Origin of the sequence: Pontibacter sp. Tf4, from assembly GCF_014212495.1 — a bacterium.
Classification (GTDB): domain Bacteria; phylum Bacteroidota; class Bacteroidia; order Cytophagales; family Hymenobacteraceae; genus Pontibacter.
Genome location: NZ_JACKZC010000001.1, coordinates 627,256 through 647,332 on the forward strand (window position 1 = coordinate 627,256; position 20,077 = coordinate 647,332).

The window sequence follows — 20,077 nt, forward strand, 5'->3', positions numbered from 1 at the left end:
TTGTTAGCGTTGCTGCAAAGGTCAGGCTGTTTGAGATAAAATCAAACTATAGTTAAGTGGTTGGTTGTTGAAGAAAGTATAAATCCCCTCCTGGGAGGGGTTAGGGGTGGGTTAACCCATTCATAATTCTTAATTCAGAATTCATAATTAAACTATAGTATGAAAGGAGAAGGCACAGTAACCCCTTTGATGAAACAGTACAACGCTATTAAAGCGAAGCATCCGGGGGCATTGCTGCTATTCAGGGTAGGCGATTTTTACGAGACCTTTGGCGAAGATGCCATTAAGGCCAGTAAGATACTGGATATAGTTTTAACCAAGCGCGGTGCCGGTTCTACTTCCGAAACAGCACTGGCCGGTTTCCCGCATCACTCCCTGGATACCTACCTGCCAAAACTGGTGCGTGCCGGAGAACGTGTGGCCATTTGCGACCAGCTCGAAGACCCCAAATCGGTAAAAGGCATTGTAAAGCGTGGCGTAACCGAACTGGTAACACCGGGCGTGTCGTTTAACGACCAGGTGCTGGAGCGCCGAAGCAACAACTATCTGGCAGCTGTGCATTTTGGCAAAACTGAAACAGGCGTTTCTTTCCTGGATGTATCTACCGGTGAGTTTATTACGGCGCAGGGCGACCGCAACTATATTGGTAAGCTGCTGCAAAGTTTTTCTCCTTCGGAAGTGCTGTTTTGCAAACGCGAAAAAGAAACGTTTACCGAGCGCTATGGCCCTGACTTCAGATACTATGCTCTGGAAGAGTGGGTATTTAACTATGACTTCGCTTATGAATCGCTGACCCGACAGTTCAGTACCAAATCGCTGAAAGGTTTCGGTATTGAAGGCATGGTGGAAGGCATTATTTCTGCCGGCGCAATTCTGCATTACTTAGCCGAAACGCAGCACAAAGAGATCAGCCATATTGCCACCATCTCGCGGCTGGAAGAGGATAAGTATGTGTGGCTGGATAGATTTACCGTGCGTAACCTGGAACTGGTATTTCCGCAACACCAGGAAGGCGTGCCGCTGATACAGGTACTCGACCATACGGTAACGCCAATGGGTGCCCGCCTGCTGAAAAAATGGGTTGTGTTGCCGCTGAAAGATGTGGCCCAGATAAAACGACGCCTGGATACCGTAGAGGCCCTGACTCAACACCGCGAATTGCTGACAGAACTAACTACGCACCTGAAGCAGATTAACGACCTGGAACGCCTGATCTCGAAAGTAGCCGTTCGTCGGGTAAACCCACGGGAACTGGTACAACTGGCAAAAGCCCTGGATGCTATAGTTCCGATACAAACGGCTTTGGCCTTGAGCAACATTCCGGCCCTGCAAAAACTGGCAGCTCAGCTTACACCTTGCGATGGCCTGCGCGAAGAGATCAAGAACATCCTGAAGCCCGAGCCTCCGATGCTCACCAATCAGGGCAACATGATCAACGATGGGATCAATGCGGAGTTGGATGAACTGCGTGCAATTGCTTTTTCGGGCAAGGATTACCTGGCGCAACTACAGCAGCGCGAAGTGAAGAACACAGGCATCAGCTCACTTAAAATAGCCTACAACAAGGTGTTCGGCTATTACCTGGAGGTTAGCAACGCACATAAAGACAAAGTGCCCGTCACCTGGATACGCAAACAGACGCTGGTAAACGCCGAGCGCTACATTACCGAAGAGCTGAAGACCTACGAAGAGAAGATCCTGAATGCCGAAGACCGTATCTATAGTATAGAGTTTGGCCTGTTTAACGAACTGGTGCTGCACGCCCTGGATTACGTGGCGCAGGTGCAGCAAAATGCGAAAGTGGTCGGTGTGATTGACTGCCTGAGCTCTTTTGCAACTATAGCCCTTGCCAACAACTATACCAAGCCGGAAGTAAGCGACAGTCACGTGCTCGACATCAAAAAAGGCCGCCACCCAGTTATTGAAAAGCAATTGCCTTTAGGCGAAAGCTACGTGCCAAACGATATTTTTCTCGACAATGAACAGCAGCAGGTGATCATTATTACGGGTCCGAACATGGCCGGTAAAAGTGCCCTGCTCCGCCAGACTGCACTTATAGTTTTGATGGCCCAGATCGGTTGCTTTGTACCTGCAGAGGCCGCCAGCATTGGCATCATCGATAAGATCTTTACCCGCGTAGGCGCTTCCGATAACTTGTCGAAAGGCGAGTCTACGTTTATGGTGGAGATGACCGAGACTGCCAGCATTCTGAATAATTTGTCGGACAGAAGCCTGGTGCTGATGGATGAGATTGGCCGCGGAACGAGTACTTATGATGGTATTTCCATTGCCTGGGCTATAGTTGAGCATTTGCATAATCATCCGAAGTTTAAAGCCAAAACGCTTTTTGCCACGCACTACCACGAACTGAACCAACTTGCCGAAGAATTGCCGCGCGTGAAGAACTATAACGTGTCGGTGCGCGAGGCAGGCGGCAAAATTCTGTTTATGCGCAAGCTGGTAGAAGGTGGTAGCGAGCACAGCTTTGGTATACATGTGGCCCAAATGGCTGGTATGCCAAACAGCGTAGTATTACGTGCCGATGAGATCATGCATCATCTGGAGAAAGAGAAAGTGGCAGAGCACTCGCCGCAGCAGAAAATGAAATCGGCTCCTAAAAATAATTTCCAGCTAAGTATGTTTGAGCCTGCCGATCAGCAACTGGTGCGCGCAAAAGAACTGCTGGAGCAGCTTGATATAAACACCATTACCCCGGTAGAAGCCCTTTTAAAACTGAACGAGTTGAAAGGTCTGCTGAAAGAAAAGAGTGAACCGGCCCGCTAACATAAAACCATGCAGCAACCTACCTTACAAACTATAGCCGGAAAGAAATTAGTAGGGATGAGTACCGAAACGAAGTTGGCTACGCATAACCCGGCAACGCTCTGGCAACAATTTATGCCCCGTCGTCACGAGGTTGGTGTTATAGTTGGCCCGGAACTATATTCGGTGCAGGTGTATGATGCAGGTTTTGTGAAGGGGGAATTCACAGCAAATTCTGTTTTCCGGGATTGGGCTGCGGTAGAAGTAACAGATAGTACTGACTTACCGGATGGAATGGAACAGCTTAACGTTCCGGCGGGCTTGTATGCGGTTTTCCTTCACAAAGGGCCTGCAAGCGCGTTTCCGGCAACGGCAGGGTATATTTTCGGGGAATGGCTGCCCAACAGCAACTATACCCTCGACGACAGGCCGCATTTCGAAGTGATGGGTGCAAAATACCTTGGTCATGAGCATCCGGATTCGGAAGAAGAAGTATGGATTCCGGTAAAATTGCGGCTGGTTTAGGTTTAAAGCATGCAGCAGAAAGCCGAACTATCCAGAGACTGAAAATAATTTTAAAATTTTCTGCCTGAAAATCAGTTTGAAACGCTTAAATGAGAGATTTTTTTTACGCAGGCTATTGACAAGTGAATTTTTGTCTATATCTTTGTATCACTAAATCGCTGGGACGGAAACGAAATGCGAAATAGTAAGACTAAAAGCGGGAGTAGCTCAGTTGGTAGAGCGCGACCTTGCCAAGGTCGAGGTCGCGAGTTCGAACCTCGTCTCCCGCTCAAAAAAGGCAGATAAAGACGTTGTGATAAACAACGTCTTTGTTTTTTAAAGTCACCTTCGGATGTCGTCCGGATGGCTGCCGGGATGGTGGAATTGGTAGACACGCAAGACTTAAAATCTTGTGGCCGCAAGGCCGTGCGGGTTCGATTCCCGCTCCTGGTACTCTCTTAGTAAAGAGAACCCCTGTAATTCAATGAGTTGCAGGGGTTTTTGTTTTTTGCGGGGTGTATATGGGGTGTTTCATTGGCAATCAAAAGCATTCACCGGCAATTTTGCTCACCTGATAAGTGCCTTCTCCTGCATATCCAAACAGGTAAGGGGTAATCGAATTTTAGACCTACCCCAATCTCCAATGATCTGAAAGTAGAAGTTTAAAGGACGTTTCCCTGCATCTGACAAGTCCCTAAAGTTTTGCTACTAACAAGTCTTCCAATCGGGTGGTGTAGCAAGGGGACAACTTTTCCCGCTTCAGTGTCCATGCGTTGGTAATACCCAATGCCGCTGCCTTAACCGTGCTTCGTCCGTAACGGGAATTTAGGCTGTCGAGTGCCTGCATTAGGTCTTTATGCTTGCCAGTATCAATTCCACTAAAAAGCCCTAATTGCAGGTTGTTTTCCGGTACGAAATCCGATACAATTACTCCTACCTTTTTATAGCTAAACCCTTCCCTGTAAATGCTTCGCAAGGCCATGTTTGCATACTTAATTAAGTAAAGGTCACAGTTCGCTGGGTCTGGTAATTGGATGGTCTTGCTGTTATAATATTGGGGTGTATCGGCATATCGGTTGGTTGTGGCAAACACGGTAATAGCAGCAGCGCATGAGGCCTGCTGGCGTAGCTTATAAGCGCATTTAGACGCGTAAGTAGCCGTTGCTTCCAGTAAGCCATCCAACGTGGTTACAGGCGTTCCAAATGAACGGGATGTGCAGATATTTTGCTTTTGAGGCATTACCTCTTCCAGTTCCAGACACGGTTCCCCGCGTAACTCTCTTAACATGCGCAGGCCTACTACTGTCAGGTGCTTCTTTACCCATGCGTCCGGCTGTTGTGTAAACTCATATGCATTGTGGATGCCATACTTTTGCAGGAAATTAGTGTGCTGTCTGCCAATGCCCCATACATCACTGATTTCCGTTCGCTTCAAGGCCGCTTCTACATGAGCTGGTTCCTGTAACACCAACACACCTTTTGCTTTCGGGCTTTTTTTAGCAAGACGGTTCGCTATTTTTGCCAGCGTTTTGGTTTTCGCTATTCCTACGCTTATCGGTATTTTCGTCCATTGTAGCACCCTTTCCTTTATCTGCCACGCGTATGAGTGCAGGTCTTTTTTATAGAAATGCCCAACATCTAGAAAACTCTCGTCGATGCTATATACTTCAATATGGGGTGTAAAAGTAGAGAGCGTTTGCATCACACGGTTGCTCATGTCCCCGTACAAGGTGTAGTTGCTGCTAAACACCTGTATATTATGCTGCTTAATTAACTCTTTCAACATAAAGTAAGGCGTTCCCATCTTAATACCTAATGCTTTCGCTTCCGCTGTCAGGGATATCACGCACCCATCATTATTACTTAACACTATAACGGGCAGGTGCCTGATTGATGGGTTAAAAGCGCGTTCACAAGACGCGTAGAAGCTGTTGCAGTCTACCAGTGCTATCATGCCTGCCGTCTTCTGCAATCGTGAATAGAATACGTGACTACGCCATAAAATTCAAAATCCATCCCATCGAGCAAGGGAATGGGCTTATAGTCGGGGTTGGCCGGTTCCAGTATTAACTGGTTTCCTTTCTTTCGGAATGTCTTTACAGTAAATTCACCTTCCAACCAGCATATCACATCAAACCCGTCTTTTACTTGTACTGAATAATCTACTATAAGTAAATCTTCATTTCGGATTAAGGCACCATTCATGGAGTTTCCGGTAGTCTTCAAATAGTAGGTAGATGCAGGATTAGAAACCAGATGCTTGTTCAGGTCAATGGTTTCTTCGATGTAGTCAGTGGCAGGGGACGGAAAACCTGCTGCTATCTTGCTGCCGAACAAGGGCAAATCCAGTTCCGTTTGAATGTCAGGGAAATATGCTTTCCCAAACACACTCATGTCCCTGTTGCGCAATACTGTTTCCTTTAACATTTGCTATCTATTTTAGTTGTTTGGATGCTAATATAGCAAATAGCTATTATGTAATACTAAATAAATTAGCATTTTTAACGATAACTGAGGCAGAAGGTTAATTTCTGGCAGGTAATGAGTGGGATAGCCATTCAAGGAATTACCATTCCTTTTTTAGGTGCAAAAATGGGATATCATTACTCATTGCTTACTTACCCCGTTCTTTTTGAAAAAATAGAAAAGTACACGCGTGCTCTCCCCATGCTATCAAAACTTGCAAGGGGGAAACCGGAATTTTGACCTACACTTTTTACGTTTCAAGAACGAGCCAATTTGCCGAAAAGTGATTTCAAACAGTTGTTACTATTTGTGTAAAAGTAGCCAGCTTATCTAACCTATCGTAGCCAGGTATATTGCGGAAGAGCTTTTTTACCAAACAGATCTATGACACCGGCAGAATCTGCAGACCAGTATTAATCCCATTAAACCAGTTAGATCCGGAAGAAGAAGGAACCGATCACTGCAGGCGTTCTGCGGCCTGCATGGCCAATAGCTATTGTTGCCGCTTGGCCTGCCACTCTTCATTCTCTCAGCTTGTAAAAAAGCACAGGTGAAGTTCCGGTATTTATTCTATTTATATAGAGACCTTCACCACCAGATAAAATCAGAAAGTGTATGCTGAATCTTTAGATTAACTCCTTCTTTTTGTCTACAAATCTGATCTTTTTGCCTACGACTTGTGTTATCTAAGTCAAATAGCTTATCTTCGTAACACATCTTTTGATAGCGTGACAAATATGCTGATCTTCTATAGGGAGTTTATCAATTCGACCAACATACTGGCAGCAAATGCAGATATGTGTCTGCCTTACAATTCTACTCTTTAACCGTTTACGCCGCGGATGTTACTTTACGAAGACGCTATCATACAAGTGCATTATGAACCTGCCAGCGATGTACTGACTACCTCGTTGCAATCAGCACGGGCATACGATGCTGGTGAAATCAGAAAAGCCTTCCAGTCTGTTATTACCAATATCAACGCGTATCATGTCACACGCCTGCTGTTAGACCTCTCCCTCAGCCAATCAGGTTTGCCGGAACATGCTTACAAACAGAATATGACCTTGCTTGTGGAAGGGCTGAAACATACTCAATTGCGTAAGATTGCCCGTGTAGGTACGCAGGACTCTGTGCGGGAAGCCAACATCCTTCATATTTTTGAGAATATCAATGCCGGGATCGGGTTGCAGGCCGAATTCCAGAACTTTTCTGCGCAGGCCGATGCGCTCCAGTGGCTGACTGAGGCCTGAGTATCTTCCTGTTTTTAACAGACTGCACCACTTCCTTATATCGCAGTTTGGCTATAGTGACGAACATCATACTTATTGCGATTTGCTTGCTGTAACATTGTAGCCTGATTTGAATTTATAGCAAAGGGCGTATAACGATGCAGGAAGTAAAAGAGCTTTTAAACAAGCTAACCAAAAGTGACTCAGTGCTGGTAACCGAACTGAAAAACAGGTCTTATTGCCGCTTTTTCCGGGATGGGCAGTACATTGACCGGATGTTTGTGACCAACCCTGCATTGCTGGCAGAACTGCTGCCACTGGTAGGTGAAGCATATGAGATTGATGCCACAGGCATTGCAACATTGGCGCAACGTCTTACTACTTCTGATAAACTGTCTTCTGTTGATACTTTATAGCGACCATATCATACGGCTGGAGTACGACCCTGCCTGCGATTTGCTGCTTACTTCCCTGACGGTGGCACGTGAGTACGATGTAAAAGAAGTCCGTAGTGCATTTCTTTCCATTATCACACACGTTAACGAATACAACATAACAAGCCTGCTGCTGGACTTTACCCGCAATACACTGGATCTGCAAGCCGGGGAGTATAAAGTTACTGTAGCACAACTGACCGTAGGGTTGCTGCAGACTTCTCTGCGTAAAGTAGCCCGTGTCAGTACAGCAGATCCCATCAGGGAAGAAAAAATAGCCAGCATGTTACAGGATATCCAAACAGCAGTGCCACTTCCTATACAGGTAAAAATGTTTCCAACAAAAGAGGCCGCTTTGCAGTGGCTGTTGGGCGCGTAAACTATAGTTCCCTGGCGCGTTACAATCAGCTTTGCTCTGAATTAAAGCGGCGGTTTTTATGGGTACGCTGCTAACACGGCTCATTTCAGTTGAAATCTCAGGTAAGTTCCTACGGTATAATCCTGATGAACTATACTCACTCCCTTAGGTCATAAGCAGTTTCATGAGTAAGATGACGCAGTAACATACTAACCACGCTAACGACTCATTTCATTACAGGCACGCAAATCAAGAAAGTTTTTCAGGAGCATACAGTTATGTTTTTGCCTCCGTCACCGGTACGCGGCCTGCCTTCATCAGGCGTATCAGTAGCCTGCCACAAGCGGTGCCGTATCTTTCCAGCGTCTTTTCCGAGATAACAGCCGTTATCAATGTAGCCAGTATAGTGGTCAGGTAGCAGATGAGGAGCACCAGGTGAGCGTCCAGGAAAGGAGAAAGGCTGAGGGCGAGCTCTCCGGAAAAGCTCCAGGCAAATACAAAATGGAACAGGTACATGGCATACGAGAGCTGCCCGATCCGGCTAAGAAACCTCACATTAAGGCTTTTAACTTTTTTTACGAGCTGCAGCAACACAACAAAGATCAACCCTGCTATAAAGGGCTTGCTGGTAATGTTATCCCGGAAAAAAAAGAAACCAGCTGCTAGCACAAGCGCATAACAAACGGCCGGCCATACAAAAGAGGCAGCTGGTAAGCTTACATGTATGTATTTGCGCGTAAAACAGTAATACGAAATGCCCAGCAAAAACACCGGCAACTGATTGAGCAGGTTAAAGTATAGGAAGGCATTTTCGTTCAGGCTATAGTTGCTGATATAGAGTAACAGTTGTGTGAGGAGCAGACAACAGACCATAGCTACCAGCGGGAAAAGCAGCATGCCGGTTCGGTTACGCACACGCCGCTTATAAAAGTAAAATACAAACGGGAAGATAGCGTAAAAAGCCATTTCGGTGCCGATTGACCAGCCACCGGGTACTATCGTGTTATTGGCCGGTATGTAAAACCCGTGAACAAAAAAAACATTGGCCAGTATGTTCTTCAAGGTAAAATAACTGGTGTCAGCACCAATCGCCAGGTGGTATAAGCCATACAGCGCAATGCCAAGGTAATAGAGCGGAGCAATTCTGAAGAAGCGCCTGATATAGAAAAACAGCAACGGGTTATCTTCCTTTTGGCGCTTGCTTGCCGAGAGGCACAGCGTATAGGCCGAAAGGACAAAGAAAAGTTGTACACCCAGTTTACCCAGGTCGGCTAAGGTATTTGTCAGGAAGGGCAGGTCGGGCACTACCTGAGTGGTGTGTACCAGCATCACCATCATAATGGCAACACCACGAAGTGTGTCAATGTACTGGAGCTTTTTAGTTTCGGGTTTGAGAAGAACTGTCATGGTGTTAATAGTTTGTTTACAGGTAATGCCGGCACATATTCTCCCTTGCTTATAGTTAAGCGCTTACCCCGCCCTGTGCCTGATTTCAGATCCGTGTGTTGTTGTACATAAAGGTTGTATTGTGAAATTTATTAATTGTATTATACAAGTATTTAATTAAAAGGTTATATAGCTCTTTATATATTCTGATGTCTTTTTGATTTAATAAGTGTCAGAGGCCTAAATACTTAAGCGCTGTCGCTGTTATCCAATGCCTGTCTGTTGCAACAAATTCGGTAGTTGCCGTACAAACTATAGTTTCCGGATTCTTCAGTCCGCTCTCTCCTTATAGTTGGTAATTTATAGTTAGCATGAACAGGTATATGGTAATGCTGGCGCTGCTGGTATGTAGCCTGCATGTGTCGGCACAAAAGAATAATCCGGTGCAGCACGCCGTATTTATCGGGCTCGGCATCTCTATGGCTCCCGAAGATCTGGCTGGAATTGAAAGTGCGGATAACAAAGGATATGTGAGAAACGGACCTGTCGGAACACTGAGCTACCTGGCCGGAATCCGTAAATATATTGGCGTGGGGGCTACGCTTGGGCACAGCCGGAACGACCTGAACGCCGCCGCCGTGGCGCGCGCTTTTTCCTCGGCCACTACCGTAGAAACAGAGCCTTATGCACTTACTTACCTGATGGCTGATGTTTATGGCATGTACCCTGTAAAACAATGGCAGTTCTATGCCAAAGGGAGCTTAGGAAGCATGTTGCCGGACCTGTGGGAAATGGAGATCAGGAATGATATTGCAACTGGTACCGTGCGAAGCGGTCGTACCTTTGTGCCTGCTTATGCTGGTGCGCTGGGCCTGAACTATAGTTTGGGTAAAGTAACAATAGGGTTGGAGTCCTGCCTGCTGGCTTCAGAACCAGAATTTGAAATAGAGCTTAATAACGTAACTACCTACCGCAAGCAGTGGCTGTCCGCTTTTAACCACATGCTGAAAACGGGCTACCGCTTCTGAAACTATAAGCTCGTTAGCGGGATAAATCCTGGGCGCGGTTGGCATCTATAGCCAGCAATATGTAGAGCAGAATGGTGAACGACCACAGCGATGAGCCACCATAACTAAAGAACGGCAACGGAATACCTACTACCGGTGCCAGACCGATTGTCATGCCGATGTTAACCAGGAAGTGGAAGAACACTATAGAGGCGACGCAATACCCATACGTACGCGCAAACACCGATTTCTGGCGTTCCGCAATGTTTACGATGCGTGTCATCAGCAATAAAAACAGCACAATAAGCACGGTACTTCCTATCCAGCCATGCTCCTCGCCAATGGTACAGAAAATAAAGTCGGTGCTCTGCTCTGGCACGAAATCGAATTTGGTCTGTGTTCCTTCCAGAAAGCCTTTGCCCCAGAAACCACCGGAACCGATCGCGATCTTGGATTGCGTTACGTTCCAGCCATAGCCCAGCGGATCAGCTTCCGGGCTTATAAGCGCCTTGATACGGTTTTGCTGGTGCGGCTGCAGTACATCGTTAATAAAGTAGTCTACACTGAAGATCATGCCGATGATCAGCACAAACAGCGCGATCATGGATTTGATACGGCGCATCAGGCGGTAATCGAACCAGATAGCGGCAGCCATCAGCACAGCGATGCCCAATATAAGGTATAGTTTAGGTACCAGCAGGGTGAGTATAAAAATAGCTGCAGCAGAGCCTCCGATGATCAGGATAAGCGGCGACATGCCTTCGCGGAAGTAAGCCAGGATAAATGCACCAAACACAAGGGCAGAGCCGGTCTCGTTCTGCAGGACGATAATAATAGGTGGCAGCAGCGTTATGAAGGCCAGAATCATCTGGTCTTTCATATTCTGCTGGCGCAGGTTTACATTGCTCAGAAACTTGGAGGCGGCCAGTGCTGTCGCAAATTTGGCCAGCTCAGCAGGCTGTAAACGCACACCACCTCCCAGATCAAGCCACGAGCGCGACCCCGCTACCGGGCTGGCAACTGCCAGCGTAAAAAGCAGCAGCAGAATAATAGCCCCATAGATCGGGTAGGCCAGGTGCTCATAAATCTTGTAGTCTACGGCCAGCATCATCGTGATCAGTATCACAGAGGTGCCTATCCAAAGGAGCTGCTTGCCGGAGTTTATATCAAAGCTGAAGATGTTCACTACGTTGTCCGGACTGTACACCACGGCGTAAATGTTCATCCAGCCCAAGCCTACCAGCAAAAAGTATAACAGCACCGTTACCCAGTCCAGGTTGGCCAGGATATTACGCGAGGTGCGTTTGCTACTGCGGGTAGCAATTTTATACTTTGGTATAGTTTGTTCTGCTGGCATTCGCTTTTACTTAGATCTTATATCAAGGTACTTACGGCTAAGCACCCATTTCTCCTGCTCCTTTATTGTTACCGTATCGGTCAGGTATTTCTCGATCATGAGGCCTGCAATCGGTGCTGCCGACTGACCACCCCACTTACCGTGCTCCACGTAAACAGCGATCGCAATTTTTGGGTTCTCTTTTGGTGCAAAAGCTACGAATACAGCATGGTCCGGACCCTGCGGGTTCTGGGCAGTGCCGGTTTTGCCGCACACTTCTATGCCTACTTTTTCGAGGTTAGCTTTGCGGCCTGTACCGGCACGTACTACATCGGCCATGCCTTCCACAATCGGGTCAAAATGTTTCGGATCAACAGATGTGTAATGCTTTTCCTGGTATTCCTTCAGTGGTTTGCCTTTGTCGCCCACAGCACGGATCATGTGCGGCGTTACGTAATAGCCACGGTTGGCAATGATCGCCATAAAGTTAGCCATTTGCAAAGGCGTTACGCCCAGTTCGCCCTGGCCAATGCTCAGCGAGTAAATGGTAGAATACTTCCAGCGGTTTTTGCCATACACACGGTCGTATAGTTCCGGCGATGCAATGATGCCGGCTTTTTCGCCGGGCAGGTCTATACCTAACTTCAATCCAAACCCAAAGGTCAGCACATGTTCGCGCCATTCTTTCAGGCCAATAGCGGTATCGGTGAAGGTATTGGGCGATTTACCCTGGTTAATGAGTGCTTTGTAAGCCTGGTAAAACCATGGGTTGCAGGAATGCTGCACGGCACCGTGCAGGTCGAGCGGCGATGGGTGCGGGTGGCAGTTTACCAGCGATTTGTTGCAGGCATACTTTGTATTAGGGTCGATCACGCCTTCTTCCAGCGCAATAAGTCCCTGCACCAGCTTAAAGATAGAGCCAGGCGGGTTCTGGTCGGCCATTACAGGACGGTTGAACATGGTTTTGTCCGGGTCCTTGAGCAGCTGCATGTAGTTTTTACCATAGTCCTTACCGGTAAACAGGTTCGGGTCGTAAAACGGAGCCGAAACGTAAGCCAGTACTTCGCCGGTAGCCGGCTCAATGGCAACTATACTTCCTTTGGCGCCATTCATTAACAGCTCGCCGTAAGCCTGCAGTTCCAGGTCTATGGTGCTGTACAGGTTCTGCCCGGCAACCGAGAGGGTATCGTAGGCGCCATCTTTAAAGGGGCCTTTCTCTATGCCGCGCACGTTCACCATAATATGCTTCACGCCGCGCTGGCCCATCAGGTGTTTCTCATACTCCAGCTCAATGCCACTTTTACCGATATAGTCGCCTGGGCGGTAGCCTTTATAGTTACTGGTGTCTTCCAGCTGGCGCGGGCTAATCTCGGCAATATAACCAAGTGCATGCGATAAGCTGGTGTGCGAATAACCACGCGCTGTACGGGCATTGATGTAGAACCCCGGAAAATCGATCAGGTTATCCTGGATGTGGGCAAAGTCTTCGGTGGTGAGTTTCTGGTAAAAGATGGATGGCTTAACGTAGGAATAGGCTCTGGCTTTTTTCAGGCGCTCGCGTACATCTTCCAGCGGCAGGTTCAGGAGTTTGGTCAGGCGGAGCGTGTCCAGGTTCTTGGTTTCCTTGGGCACCACCATCAGGTCGTATACAGGCGTGTTCTCTACCAGCAGTTTTCCGTTGCGGTCGTAAATAAGGCCACGGAACGGATACTGGATAACGGTTTTGATGGCGTTTGTTTCAGCGGCCTGCTTGTAGCTGCTGTCCACTACCTGTATGTAGAACAAACGCAGGGCGAATACCACCCCCACCACTATAAAAATGGCCTGAATAACGTACTTTCTGTTTTCTAAGTAATTCATGTACTATCTCTTCGCTCTTTTAACAGAGAAGAAAAGTAATTGGATGATCACGACTACCACTCCCGTAAACAATGTGCTCAGCAGGATCTTTACCAGCGTATACCACTCAAAGCTAATAATTTCCAGGAAGAAAACGGCTGCGTGGTGCACGGTAATAAGAATTGCGGCATAGGTCAGAAACCAGCTCCAGCCCATTGTGTGCAGGTTAGCGGAATCATTGGTATCGTAACCATCACGGGGGGTGAGAAGGTTCAAAACATGCGGGCGTAAAAATGCCAGTAAAACGCTTGCCGCTGCATGTATGCCCATGGTATCATAAAATACATCTACCGTAAACCCAACTATAAACCCCAGGAAAAGCAGCAGCACTCTGTTTATGTGAATAGGCAGGAACAGCAGAAAGGCGATGTAAATAAAACAGAAGCCCGTACTGAACAGCACCAGGTTGTCCAGGAGCAGGATCTGTAGCGCCACAAACAGAATGAACTGCACAATATGTCGGATGCCTGCTATGCTATTCATTTGGTAAGATGCCTGCTTTATATTCTAAGGTGTCGCGCTCTGCTTTTTGAAGGTTTTCCACCACATACACATAAGAGAGCTGGGCGAAGTCTACGGCCAGCTTCACTTTTATAGTATAAAAACTTTTATCTGCTTCTTTGGCTACGGAGCTTATAGTACCTACCATAATACCTTCTGGGAACACCGTGTTAAAGCCACTGGTAACTATAGTATCGCCTTTTGCCAGCTTTACGTGCAGCGGCACATAGTCCAGGATAGCGGTGCGGTAGTCGCCGCCCTGCCACTTAATGGTACCCATGGTGTTGTTCTTTTTGATCTTGGCCGAGATCAGCATCTGTGAGTGCAGCAGAGAGGTTACGGTTGAATAGTTATCCGAAACTGTTTTAACCCGGCCCACCACGCCATTAGACGCTATGACACCCATGCCCGGCTCCACGCCATCTTTTGTGCCGATGGAGAGGGTCAGGTAGTTGTTGGTTCGGCGCACCGAGTTGTTGATCACACGGCCGGCGTGCAGGTTAAACGTCTGCGGCCCTGTTCTGAGCGAATCAACTATAGTTGTATCGACAGGCACTACCAACGTTGTATCCAGTCTGCTGGTGCTGTCTGTAATGCCGGCCTGGCGGTACGTCAATAGTTCCTGGCGCAGCAAAGCGTTCTCGCGCGCAAGGGTATTGTTTACTGTGGCCAGGTTAAAGTAATCGGTAACGCCGCTCTGGAACTCCAGCACGCGTCCTACATACCTGTTGGCAGAGTTAAAGAAAGCCGCGCCCTGGTAGGTGTTGTACTGCACAATCAGGTAAACGCAAAGCGCCTCCAGCAGCACGAACACCAGGAACGCACGGAACCGGTAAATAAACGCAAAAAGATTCCGCATGCAGCCCTGTTACGTCAGCAGAACGTTTTTAAAGCCTTCAATATTTTTAATGGCAGCTCCGGTACCACGCACCACCGCTCTTAACGGGTCTTCGGCAATGTGGATAGGCAGCTTGGTTTTGGCAGCCAGGCGCTTATCAAAGCCACGCAGCAATGCACCGCCACCTGTCAGGTGAATACCGTTGTCGTAAATGTCGGCAGATAGTTCTGGCGGAGCAATTTCCAGCGCTTTCAGAACGGCTTCCTCTATTTTCGAAACTGATTTATCCAGTGCAATGGCAATTTCCTGGTAGGTAACTTTTATAACTTTCGGAATACCGGTCATCAGGTCACGGCCACGGATCTCATAGTCCGCAGGCGGGTTCTCCAGTTCGGTCAGGGCAGCGCCTACTTCAATCTTGATCTTCTCGGCAGAGCGCTCACCGATCAGCAGGTTGTGCTGGCGGCGCATATAATCCAGGATATCTTTGGTAAACACATCGCCGGCTACGCGGATAGACTGGTCGCAAACGATACCGGAAAGAGCAACTACAGCAATTTCTGTGGTACCACCCCCGATGTCCACGATCATGGAACCGATCGGCTGCTCCACGTCAATACCGATACCGATGGCTGCTGCCATTGGCTCCTGTATCATCCATACTTCTTTGGCGCCGGCATGCTGGGCAGAGTCGCGCACGGCACGTTTCTCCACTTCGGTAATACCAGACGGAATACAGATGACCATGCGGTGCGAAGGCTGGAACAAGCGACGGCCGGTATCGATCATGCGGATCATGCCACGGATCATCTCTTCAGCAGCGTGGAAGTCGGCAATTACACCATCTTTCAGCGGGCGAATGGTTTTGATGTTTTCGTGGGTTTTTTCGTGCATCTGCATTGCCTGGCGGCCTATGGCCAGTACTTTGCCTGTTGTGCGGTCCACGGCAATAATAGACGGCTCGTCTACCACGATCTTGTCGTTATGGATGATCAGGGTATTGGCCGTACCTAAGTCGATGGCTATATCGCTGGAGAAAAAATTAAAAAGTCCCATTTTGTATATGTGCGGGCGTGCGGTTGCCCCTTTAATATTTCAAATATACTATAAATATCGGGTAAAAACCCGCCGCAAAATTAGTGATTTTCAACAGATATTATAATCCGAAGCCGGATTAGCGCTTGCTTTTTACAGATTTAATACATAAAAAGGGCTCTGCTGCTTTATTTCAGGAGTATAACGGCTTTTCAGTGTTAAAATTGGACAGAAATTTTCTGCTGTAACTATAGCCAGGCAACCGGTGCTGGCTTAAAAAATTGTGCAACTATAACCGGTACTTCTGATTAACCATAGCTCCGGCATATGCTACTTTACCTGCAGCCTGTTTTCGATCATGCGGTTGTTGTATTGCTGGATGAACGCTTTTACACGGTTTTCGAGCTGGGCGCGCTTTTCTGGCAAAGTAGTTTTCAGGTCGTGCTGCAGCATTCTGTCCTGCTGGTAATTGTACAGGGCAATGGTCTTGTTGCCATTGAACTGCAGCAGCAGGCTATCTTCTATCCACTGGTACACACCGTTGCTATAGTTAACTGCAAAATCGGGGGCGGTAGTATCCAGTTTGCTTTTCCCGAACGAGAAATACGGTTTGCTATAGTTGAGGTAGCTCAAAATGGTTGGCATTACATCCAGTTGCTGCACTACGCGCTGCTCGGTGCCTTTAAAGGCTGGGTCGCCGGGAGCATAGAACAGGATAGGGGCCGCAAATGCACCCAAAGCGGTATTAAATTCCGGGTAATGGCGCGGCGCGGCCGGGTGGTCTGCCGAGATCACGAACAGCGTATTGTTGTACCACGGCATTTTGCTGGCCTTCTCAAAAAAATGCTGCAGCGCCATATCAGTGTAGCTGATGGTCTCGAAGACAGGCAGTGGCCCTTTGGCAAATTTACCTTTATACTGATCAGGTAATTTGTAAGGATGGTGCGAGGAGAGGGTGAACACTGTGCTCATGAACGGCTCCTGAAATGTGTTGAGCTTATCGACCGTGAACTGCAGAAACTTGTCGTCCCAGATGCCCCACATGCCATCGAAGTCAGCGTCGTTGTTGTACTCGTCCTTGCCATAGTATTCCTGCACGCCGATCAGGTTCATAAAGGCTTTAAAACCCATCGAGCCGTTGGGTGCCCCATGGAAAAAGGCGGTATGGTAGCCTTCTGAGCCAAGTGTGCGGGGCAGGCTGGGCAGGTTGTTGCTGGCATACGGTGTCAGCACGAAGGGCTCCTGTATGCTCGGTATACTGGTCAGGATGGATGGCAGGGCATCAATGGATTTTTGTCCGTTGGTAAACGAGTGCCGGTATACTTTGCTTTCCTGCATCAGTTTGTCCAGGAACGGGGTAAAGGTTTTGTAGCCGTCCTTCTGCAGGGTGTCGCCGTTGTAGCTGCCCATCATTTCCTTTCCAAAACTCTCCAGCACAATAATTACCACATTCTTTTTCTGAAAGGCGGCAGTGTCGGCAGGGAGGTGGATGGGGGAATACAGGGCATTGAGCTCCTGCTCCGGGAAGTAGTCTACTTTGCTAAAGTTGGTTTTGCCTATGGTTCGGAGCATGGAAAAAGGCGTGTTGAGCACCAGGTACATTTCGTTGGGCCGCTTTACATACTCGCCGGCGTTGCTGAGCGTGATGGGGCGTGTGCTGTGCGCAAAGCCGCCGCGCATACCGGCAATACTTAAAAATACTACCAGGCCAAACACTGCCGTATGCGCCGGGTAATACAGCCAGGATGACACCCGGGGCGGCTGCTCCATTTTTATTTTGCCGTACAGCCACACCATAAAGGCTACCAGCAGCAGCCACAACAGCGGAATGTACCAGAAATCAACTATAAAACTACCGGCCAGCGCGCCGCCGTTTTCGTTGGCGAACTCACGCAGCACGCTCCAGGTGGTGCGGCGCATGGTGTAGCGGTAGTACACAATATCTATCAGGTTGGCAGCCAGCGCGATGCTGTTGGTAACTATAAAGGTGTATTTCAGCAGTTTCTGGTATGGTGCCTTGTATCTGAACCGGAACGGGATCAGCATCAGGGCCATAAACAGCAGGTTGGTGTACAGCACCGCCGACAGGTCGAAGCGCAGGCCGGGTAGCAGCAGCGCAGCAAACTCGGTGATGCTGGTGGCCTCGAACAGGTGCCTGTTAAAAACAAAGAACAGAATGCGGGTAATGGTGTAAAGCAGCATGGCCAGGCACAGGTACAAAGCCAGCGCCACGTGCACATTCCGCCAGGTATATTTTTTATCTGAAAGCATTAGGGTCTAAAACTATAGGGCTGCACTCCGTTAAACTATAGTTTGACTGAAGCGCGGTGCAAAATTAAGCTATTTTAGGATGAACTATGGAGTATAACAGGATAAACTATAGCTGGTTCCCGCCGGCTACGGGCTTTCGGAACAAAATTTTTACCTTTGCTTTAAAATCAGGGCAAAGTGTCAGTTTCTGAACAATTGGCAAGCGCTTTGTGTAGTTATAGTAACAACTTTCAGAAAATTCATAATTCCGGTATAGATGCTCAAGTTCATAATCATCACCATTCTTATCTTCATGTTCCTGCGGCTGGTAGCTCCGTTTCTGCTGCGCTTTTTATTAGGCATGTTCCTGAAAAAAAGCATGCGTAACGGTGCCTTTTTTACCAACATGAACCAGCAGCGCCCGCAGCCCAACAATGGTAACTATAGCAGCAATGGCCGCAAGCCCGGCGATGTAAAGATCGACTACATTCCGAACCAGCCTGGCCAGAAAGATTTTAAAGGCGGCGAATACGTAGACTACGAAGAAGTAAAATAAACCTTATAGTTCTTTTCCCGTTTTCGCAGGCACGATACTTGTTGGTTGCTTTGGCTGGTAGTTATCGTTTATACTTTTAAAAGAGCATTTATGCGGAAGTGTTTATACTTCTATTTTGCGGCTGTACTTGCCGTGGCGGTTACAAGCTGTACCGCTCCCCGTTCCGTTATTCACTCCGGCAAGGTTACGCCCAAAGGCCAGTTTAAGGCCGGGTTTAACATGGGCGGCAACATTGCCACCGAGCCCTTGAGCCAGCTCGACGACATCACCGAAGCCGCTGTGGATGCCATTGCCAACGACGAAGAAGTAGAATACAGCCAGCAGATCGACGTGGCTTCCAGAGCGCTGGTAGCCTATGCCCTGGACCCGGTTGGTACTACGTTCGATTTTTACCTGCGCTATGGTGTGGCCGAACGCCTGGATGTAGGCTATAAATATGCTACCGGCGTGCACGTGTTTGACGCCATGTACCAGTTTATGGGCCCGACCGGCACCCCTGAAAACCCCGGCGTAGGTGATTGGTATGGCAGCGTAGGCCTGCAGTATTCCGGGCAAAGCTCCGGCATTTTCGATAAACTGTATTTAGATAAGCTGATACCGGTACTGGAGTTTTCGGCTACGCGCCGCGACATTGTTATTCCGCTGGTGTTCAGTAAATCCTTTGGTCCGGAAGAAGAGATCGGCAATATCTCGTTTGGGCCGGTTTACAACCACACCTTCATCAAATATGGCTTCGACCCGAGCAAGATCGTGAAAGATGCCGCCGGCGAGAAAGTACCTTTAGAGGGCGTTTTTGCGAAAAAGAACTTCCCGTCGTTTGGTCTGTTCGTGAACGGCAAGATCGGCTTTAAATACGTGTACATTCTGCCATCCCTTACCATGTATTACCAGGACTATGGAACGTATGAGTTCCTGGAAGGCAAGCAGTCCGATTTTTCAGGTATCACCATTATTCCATCCATAGGCTTGCAGGCAAATTTTGGCAGCGGCCGTGGTGGCAGAACCCGGTAAACTATAGCTAAGATTATAAACTATAAAAGTGGCAGAAGCAAACTATAGATACTTCTGCCGCTTTTGTTTTATGCACTTAATGATCGAGACACGCTCTGCCGCTCTTTCGGATTTGCAATCCGAAAGTACTGTAAACGCGGATTTGTAATCCGCAATACCAAAGGCCTTAGCAACTAGGAAACAAGCGGATTGCAAATCCGCAGGTAAATGGTTCCGGATTACAAATCCGAAACAGCGGAGTTTTCTGATATTATGGACTTTATTAGCTTTCGTAATTGATCAGAGTATCAATACTATAATTACCGTGCTTATTGGCTGGGCGATTTTCCCTTCATTAATTTTACTCTTTCCGTTGTGGACCAGAAGCAATTTAAGAGAATATAAAAGTGCGTTCATTAATAGTATTCTATTAAATGATTCACATCAGGAATAGTATCTGATTTACCAAGAGTTTTGAGGTTCTTTAACTATAGTTTATACTTCAGAAACAGCTACCGCACC

At 47.8% G+C, this 20,077-nt stretch carries 17 protein-coding genes and 2 tRNA genes; 10 read left to right on the forward strand and 9 right to left on the reverse strand.

The window, feature by feature from the left end; genetic code table 11:
• Positions 1–159: 159 nt before the first annotated feature.
• The 4 genes from mutS (at position 160) to H7F15_RS02730 (ending at position 3,720) form a co-directional block, all read left to right on the forward strand.
• Positions 160–2,784 carry a DNA mismatch repair protein MutS gene (mutS, locus tag H7F15_RS02715; protein WP_185195397.1) on the forward strand — a complete coding sequence of 875 codons (2,625 nt, stop codon included), beginning with the start codon at positions 160–162 and terminating at the stop codon, positions 2,782–2,784.
• A 9-nt stretch (positions 2,785–2,793) separates the two neighbouring features.
• Positions 2,794–3,288, forward strand: a complete 495-nt coding sequence (locus tag H7F15_RS02720) for a GyrI-like domain-containing protein (RefSeq protein WP_185195398.1) — start codon at positions 2,794–2,796, stop codon at positions 3,286–3,288.
• 196 nt (positions 3,289–3,484) lie between these two features.
• Positions 3,485–3,557: transfer RNA gene (locus H7F15_RS02725), tRNA-Gly, on the forward strand.
• Between the two features lie 79 nt (positions 3,558–3,636).
• Positions 3,637–3,720 (forward strand) — tRNA-Leu (locus tag H7F15_RS02730).
• 241 nt (positions 3,721–3,961) lie between these two features.
• On the opposite strand, the gene H7F15_RS02735 is transcribed toward H7F15_RS02730, so the two are convergent.
• Complete coding sequence (locus tag H7F15_RS02735; RefSeq protein WP_185195460.1) at positions 3,962–5,221, reverse strand: Y-family DNA polymerase; 1,260 nt, start codon at positions 5,219–5,221, stop codon at positions 3,962–3,964.
• Positions 5,218–5,676 (reverse strand): LexA family transcriptional regulator, encoded by a 459-nt coding sequence (locus tag H7F15_RS02740; protein ID WP_255481039.1) that lies wholly within the window; start codon positions 5,674–5,676, stop codon positions 5,218–5,220. The genes H7F15_RS02735 and H7F15_RS02740 overlap by 4 nt, the downstream gene beginning before the upstream one ends.
• An 899-nt stretch (positions 5,677–6,575) precedes the next feature.
• On the opposite strand from H7F15_RS02740, the gene H7F15_RS02745 reads away from it, so the two are divergent.
• The 3 genes from H7F15_RS02745 (at position 6,576) to H7F15_RS02755 (ending at position 7,778) form a co-directional block, all read left to right on the forward strand.
• A complete protein-coding gene (locus H7F15_RS02745) occupies positions 6,576–6,986 on the forward strand; it encodes a hypothetical protein (protein WP_185195399.1) in 411 nt (136 codons plus the stop codon).
• A 137-nt stretch (positions 6,987–7,123) separates the two neighbouring features.
• Positions 7,124–7,381, forward strand: coding sequence for a hypothetical protein (locus H7F15_RS02750; RefSeq protein WP_185195400.1), 258 nt, complete (start codon positions 7,124–7,126; stop codon positions 7,379–7,381).
• Positions 7,368–7,778: a hypothetical protein gene (locus H7F15_RS02755; protein WP_185195401.1), complete on the forward strand. Its 411-nt coding sequence runs from the start codon at positions 7,368–7,370 to the stop codon at positions 7,776–7,778. The genes H7F15_RS02750 and H7F15_RS02755 overlap by 14 nt, the downstream gene beginning before the upstream one ends.
• Before the next feature lie 255 nt (positions 7,779–8,033).
• On the opposite strand, the gene H7F15_RS02760 is transcribed toward H7F15_RS02755, so the two are convergent.
• Complete coding sequence (locus H7F15_RS02760) at positions 8,034–9,164, reverse strand: acyltransferase (RefSeq protein WP_185195402.1); 1,131 nt, start codon at positions 9,162–9,164, stop codon at positions 8,034–8,036.
• Between the two features lie 350 nt (positions 9,165–9,514).
• Here H7F15_RS02760 and H7F15_RS02765 point away from each other — a divergent pair, with 350 nt between their 5' ends.
• A complete protein-coding gene (locus tag H7F15_RS02765) occupies positions 9,515–10,171 on the forward strand; it encodes a hypothetical protein (protein ID WP_185195403.1) in 657 nt (218 codons plus the stop codon).
• Positions 10,172–10,184: 13 nt separating this feature from the next.
• Here H7F15_RS02765 and rodA read toward each other — a convergent pair whose 3' ends face one another.
• The 6 genes from rodA to H7F15_RS02795 form a co-directional block, all read right to left on the reverse strand.
• Positions 10,185–11,507: a rod shape-determining protein RodA gene (rodA, locus tag H7F15_RS02770; RefSeq protein ID WP_185195404.1), complete on the reverse strand. Its 1,323-nt coding sequence runs from the start codon at positions 11,505–11,507 to the stop codon at positions 10,185–10,187.
• 6 nt (positions 11,508–11,513) lie between these two features.
• Positions 11,514–13,346: a penicillin-binding protein 2 gene (gene mrdA, locus H7F15_RS02775; RefSeq protein WP_185195405.1), complete on the reverse strand. Its 1,833-nt coding sequence runs from the start codon at positions 13,344–13,346 to the stop codon at positions 11,514–11,516.
• A gap of 3 nt (positions 13,347–13,349) precedes the next feature.
• The gene (locus H7F15_RS02780) at positions 13,350–13,868 is read right to left on the reverse strand and encodes a hypothetical protein (protein WP_185195406.1); all 519 of its coding nucleotides are present in this window, start codon (positions 13,866–13,868) and stop codon (positions 13,350–13,352) included.
• Positions 13,861–14,745, reverse strand: a complete 885-nt coding sequence (gene mreC, locus H7F15_RS02785; protein ID WP_185195407.1) for a rod shape-determining protein MreC — start codon at positions 14,743–14,745, stop codon at positions 13,861–13,863. Before mreC ends, H7F15_RS02780 begins: the two co-directional genes overlap by 8 nt.
• A gap of 9 nt (positions 14,746–14,754) precedes the next feature.
• Entirely contained in the window at positions 14,755–15,780 is a 1,026-nt protein-coding gene (locus H7F15_RS02790; protein WP_163912075.1) for a rod shape-determining protein, read from the reverse strand.
• A gap of 309 nt (positions 15,781–16,089) precedes the next feature.
• Entirely contained in the window at positions 16,090–18,030 is a 1,941-nt protein-coding gene (locus H7F15_RS02795; RefSeq protein ID WP_185195408.1) for an LTA synthase family protein, read from the reverse strand.
• A 256-nt stretch (positions 18,031–18,286) separates the two neighbouring features.
• Between H7F15_RS02795 and H7F15_RS02800 the strand changes: the two genes are divergently transcribed.
• Together H7F15_RS02800 and H7F15_RS02805 are read left to right on the forward strand one after the other, a co-directional pair.
• A complete protein-coding gene (locus tag H7F15_RS02800) occupies positions 18,287–18,565 on the forward strand; it encodes a DUF4834 family protein (protein ID WP_185195409.1) in 279 nt (92 codons plus the stop codon).
• Between the two features lie 90 nt (positions 18,566–18,655).
• On the forward strand, positions 18,656–19,576 hold the full coding sequence (locus H7F15_RS02805) for a hypothetical protein (RefSeq protein ID WP_185195410.1): 921 nt from the start codon (positions 18,656–18,658) through the stop codon (positions 19,574–19,576).
• Positions 19,577–20,077: the final 501 nt, after the last annotated feature.

Bases quoted from the DNA above. Each gene is read 5' to 3' on its own strand.
- mrdA (WP_185195405.1), bottom strand. From the start codon at position 13,346: ATGAATTACTTAGAAAACAGAAAGTACGTTATTCAGGCCATTTTTATA.
- mreC (WP_185195407.1), bottom strand. From the start codon at position 14,745: ATGCGGAATCTTTTTGCGTTTATTTACCGGTTCCGTGCGTTCCTGGTG.
- rodA (WP_185195404.1), bottom strand. From the start codon at position 11,507: ATGCCAGCAGAACAAACTATACCAAAGTATAAAATTGCTACCCGCAGT.
- H7F15_RS02795 (WP_185195408.1), bottom strand. From the start codon at position 18,030: ATGCTTTCAGATAAAAAATATACCTGGCGGAATGTGCACGTGGCGCTG.
- H7F15_RS02780 (WP_185195406.1), bottom strand. From the start codon at position 13,868: ATGAATAGCATAGCAGGCATCCGACATATTGTGCAGTTCATTCTGTTT.
- mutS (WP_185195397.1), top strand. From the start codon at position 160: ATGAAAGGAGAAGGCACAGTAACCCCTTTGATGAAACAGTACAACGCT.
- H7F15_RS02735 (WP_185195460.1), bottom strand. From the start codon at position 5,221: ATGATAGCACTGGTAGACTGCAACAGCTTCTACGCGTCTTGTGAACGC.
- H7F15_RS02765 (WP_185195403.1), top strand. From the start codon at position 9,515: ATGAACAGGTATATGGTAATGCTGGCGCTGCTGGTATGTAGCCTGCAT.
- H7F15_RS02750 (WP_185195400.1), top strand. From the start codon at position 7,124: ATGCAGGAAGTAAAAGAGCTTTTAAACAAGCTAACCAAAAGTGACTCA.
- H7F15_RS02800 (WP_185195409.1), top strand. From the start codon at position 18,287: ATGCTCAAGTTCATAATCATCACCATTCTTATCTTCATGTTCCTGCGG.
- H7F15_RS02790 (WP_163912075.1), bottom strand. From the start codon at position 15,780: ATGGGACTTTTTAATTTTTTCTCCAGCGATATAGCCATCGACTTAGGT.
- H7F15_RS02760 (WP_185195402.1), bottom strand. From the start codon at position 9,164: ATGACAGTTCTTCTCAAACCCGAAACTAAAAAGCTCCAGTACATTGAC.
- H7F15_RS02745 (WP_185195399.1), top strand. From the start codon at position 6,576: ATGTTACTTTACGAAGACGCTATCATACAAGTGCATTATGAACCTGCC.
- H7F15_RS02720 (WP_185195398.1), top strand. From the start codon at position 2,794: ATGCAGCAACCTACCTTACAAACTATAGCCGGAAAGAAATTAGTAGGG.
- H7F15_RS02805 (WP_185195410.1), top strand. From the start codon at position 18,656: ATGCGGAAGTGTTTATACTTCTATTTTGCGGCTGTACTTGCCGTGGCG.